At 72.6% G+C, this 3,561-nt stretch carries 4 protein-coding genes; 1 reads left to right on the forward strand and 3 read right to left on the reverse strand.

Annotation, left to right across the window (positions count from 1 at the left end):
- The 3 genes from ACWD3D_RS34725 to ACWD3D_RS34735 form a co-directional block, all read right to left on the reverse strand.
- Window positions 1-555 (reverse strand): HAD family hydrolase (locus ACWD3D_RS34725; protein ID WP_451464676.1); only part of this gene is annotated, 555 nt, incomplete at its 3' end.
- Entirely contained in the window at window positions 552-1,691 is a 1,140-nt protein-coding gene (locus ACWD3D_RS34730) for an oxidoreductase (protein ID WP_451464677.1), read from the reverse strand. The genes ACWD3D_RS34725 and ACWD3D_RS34730, both read right to left, overlap by 4 nt.
- On the reverse strand, window positions 1,685-2,665 hold the full coding sequence (locus tag ACWD3D_RS34735) for a ScbA/BarX family gamma-butyrolactone biosynthesis protein (RefSeq protein WP_451464678.1): 981 nt from the start codon (window positions 2,663-2,665) through the stop codon (window positions 1,685-1,687). The genes ACWD3D_RS34730 and ACWD3D_RS34735 overlap by 7 nt, the downstream gene beginning before the upstream one ends.
- Window positions 2,666-2,820: 155 nt before the next feature.
- Between ACWD3D_RS34735 and ACWD3D_RS34740 the strand changes: the two genes are divergently transcribed.
- Window positions 2,821-3,468 carry a ScbR family autoregulator-binding transcription factor gene (locus ACWD3D_RS34740; protein WP_451464679.1) on the forward strand — a complete coding sequence of 216 codons (648 nt, stop codon included), beginning with the start codon at window positions 2,821-2,823 and terminating at the stop codon, window positions 3,466-3,468.
- Window positions 3,469-3,561 lie beyond the last annotated feature (93 nt).

The raw sequence follows: 3,561 nt of genomic DNA on the forward strand, positions 1-3,561 counted from the left end.
CAGCGAGTCGATCGCCCGGTCCATCAGCCCCTGCAGCCAGTCACGGATCTCGTCCACCCCCTCCACGCACCGGCCGTGCTCGTCGAGGCGGGCCACCTCGCCGGTCAGGAGGCCGTCGGCCCCCACCTCCAGCTCGGTGCAGAGCACGGTCGCGACCCCCAGCTCCTCGGCGAGGGGGGCCAGAAGAGGGTGCATCGACCCCGATACCAGCACGACCTCGCGGCCTGCCGCCCGGTGCCCGGCGAGGGCCTCCACGGAGTCGAGGACGAACGCCGCGGCGCCCCTGCGGTAGGCGTCGTACCAGCGCCGGCCCGCCGCTTCGAGATCCGCCAGGGCGACTCCGGCGTATCGCCGGTAGTACCACCGGTTCAGCGCCTCGCGATCCGGCTCGGACCGGGCCGCGGTCCGCAGGGCGGACGCGTCCGACTCGGACCGCGCGGGGTCCGTCGCCGCGAGCCAGTACTCCCGGAACACCACCATGCTCTTGGCCGTGATCACTGTCTCGTCGACGTCGAAGAAGGCGAGCGCCGGCACTTTTCGGCCCTCGGCCGTCATCGGGCACCCCCGCCGTCCCGGGCGTGCTCATCCCGCATCGCCACCGCGTCCGCGTAGGCGTCGGCCGCGCTCGCGAGTGCGAGTGCCCCGTGTCCCGCGGCCGTGGTGACGTCCCGCCAGGCCCGTTGCACCGGACTGTCGGGGCTCTGTCCGCGCATGCCCGAGGCGTGGAAGAGCTCGTCGACCGTTTCACGGCACAGGAGCGCCGCCGTCGCCGCGTCGCGCCGGTTCTCGGCCACCGCGAGCGGGGTGATATCGCCCCGGTCCGCGCGGTCCGCCGCGCAGGCGAGCAGCAGACCGGCGGCGTGGATCTGCGCCGAGGCCCGCGCCAGAAGGGGTACGTGCCCCGCCCCGCTCGGGGCTGCCCGGGCGCACTCGGCCGTCCACGCCCGCAGCGCCGCGCGGGCCGCCCCGAGCACGGGCGCCGCGAAGATCAGCGAGGCGACCATCGGATACGGGACGCGGTGGCAGCGGGCCGCGTCGGGCAGTGGCTCCAGCAGTGCGCTCAGAGGGAAGGAACGGTGGGCGGGTACGGCGACACCGTCGGCGGTGACGCTGTTGCTGCCGCTCCCCCGCAGGCCGACGGAGTACCAGGTGTCCTGTACCGAGATCGCGGCGCGGGGCACTGCGAACACGCGGTGTTCAGGCCCTTCGGGACCCGGTGCCCAGGACGCGAGCAGCACCCAGTCCGCGTGGTCGATGCCGCTGGCCAGGCGCCACTGGCCGTCCAGGCGCCAGCCGCCGGACACCGCCTCGGCCCTGCCCTGCGGCGGAACGACGGATGCGGCGACGAGCACGTCCGGGCCGTCCGCCCAGAGGTCGCGCTGCCCCTGCTCGGGCAGGTACGCGGCCAGCCGGCCGTGGGCCGCGTAGAGCGCGGCGCACCATCCCGCGGCGGCGCAGTTCTCCGCCACGTCCGAGGCGTCGGCGAGCAGTCCGGCGAAACTCCCCGCCGTCCCCCGCCACCGGGTGGGCACGAAGTGACGAGGGAAACCCGCGTCGACCAAGGCGGCGGCGACTTCCGGGCCCAGCCTGCGGCGCTCTTCGGCGCCCCGTGCGTCACGTCGCGCCGCGTGGGCGAGCGCACTCCGTGCGTCCTGTTCCCCGAGGGCGGCGTAGCGCGCGTCGGTCAGCACGCCGCCTCCTGCCGGAGGGGGGACGTCTCGCCCGCTCCGCATCGCACCCGGGCGCCGGCGAGTTCCCGGCCGCCCTGGCGGGCGCGGAGGGTGAGCGCCGCCCCGTCCAGCCCTGCGGGTTCCGCCGTGATCGACACCGGGGCGTCCAGTTCACCGAATGCCTTGAACTCGACCGCGAGCAGCGCCACATGACCCGGCCGGTGGCCGTCGCCCCCCGTGGCCGCACCAACTTGCCGGAACGCTTCGACCAGGGCCATGCCCGGCACGTGGTCGGACTCGTGATCGAAGAGCACGTCGTGTTCCGGATCCAGGCGCAGCCACCACACGTTCGGCCGGACCGGGTCGTCTTCGACGAGGACGTCGCGCTCCGCCGGGGAGCTCGCGCACCCCCGGAGCAACGGCCGCGCCGTCGCTCCCTCTTCCCGCTGCCCTCCCCCGCGCTTGCGCACCACGGCGTAGCGGCGCGGTTCCATGGGCTCCCAGCAGACCCGCACCCGCCCGTAACTCCGGGAGCCGGCCAGTACGTCGGCCTCCAGCTCGAAGCGCAGGCGCCGTTCACCGGCTTCGGGCCTGCGGCAACGGACCTGGAGCCCGACCGAGAGCGCCTCCGCGCCTACCGCCGGGAGCGCTTCGTCCAGATCGACGGAGAGCTCGCTCAGGATGAAGACCAGGCCCTGGCCGACGCCGAAGAAACGGTGGGACAGGTGGATCGCGGTCTGCCGCGCGGTCTCGGCGAGCAGGACCGGATCGGCGCCGCCGCCGCGGTGGCCCAGGTAGTGGCTGCGGCGCCAGCGGGCGGCGACCGCGATGCGCCCGTCGTCCAGGAGCAGCGCGTCCGTCAGGAGCACTTCCGCGTCGGCCGACTTGTGGACGGATTCGCGCGGAACGGGGTGGTCGAAGTTCATTCCCTTCCAGTGGCGCTCCGGCCCGGGGTGGTGGCCGACAGGTACCTCAAGTCCAGGTATGACGTGCACGAGCGGTTTTCCTTCCTGGTCGCCGTGGAGGCCACGCACCGGTATCGTCCCGACGCAACACGTGGCGATGACGAGAAATATACCTTCGGGAAGGTATATTGACAGATCGTTTTCCGCCATGCCCCTATGCGCCACACGCGACCAGGAAGGCCGCCATGCCCGAGCCGCAGTCCACAGCCTTCGCCTCCCCGGCGATCCCCACCAGAAGGGGTTCGGACCCCAAGCAGGAACGCTCGGCCCGCACACGAACGCGCGTACTGATGGGAGCCGCGGAGCTCTTCAGCGAGCGCGGTTTCCAGCAGACTTCGGTCAAGGACGTGGCCGACAGGGTCGAGATGACGAAAGGGGCGGTGTACTTCCACTACCCGACGAAGGAAGCACTCGCGGTAGCGATCGTGGAGGAGCACTACGCACGCTGGCCGCGCCTGCTCGACGAGGTCACCGGCGAGGGGCTCGACCCGATCGACACGGCCGCACGGATGCTGGAACTGGCCGCTCGCGCGTTCGAGAACGACGTGATCGTCCAGGCCGGCGCCCGCCTGCAGATCGAACGGCCGCACATAGACGCCGAGTTGCCCACGCCGTACATCGACTGGATCGCCCTTCTCGAGTCCCTGCTGACCGCCGCCCTCGACGCCGGCGACCTGCGCCCCGGCGTCACCCCGGGCGAGGCCGCAGGCTCCCTGGTCTCCGCGTTCTTCGGATCGCAGCACGTGTCCGACGTCCTCAACGGCCGCACGGACGTCGTACGCCGCTGGCAGTCACTGAGCGCTCTGCTGTTCCACGCGATCCGCTCCGCATGAGAATGCTCCCGGTCAGTGGTGCACCACCGCCGTCGCGCCTTCGGCACCGACTCCGGCTCCATCATCGGCTGGTCGTCCGACTACGTCGGCCTC

It is taken from the genome of Streptomyces sp. NPDC002690, from assembly GCF_053592415.1.

What these genes read in the sequence shown, in the direction of transcription:
- ACWD3D_RS34740 (WP_451464679.1), top strand. Translation starts at nt 2,821, where the DNA reads ATGCCCGAGCCGCAGTCCACAGCCTTCGCCTCCCCGGCGATCCCCACC.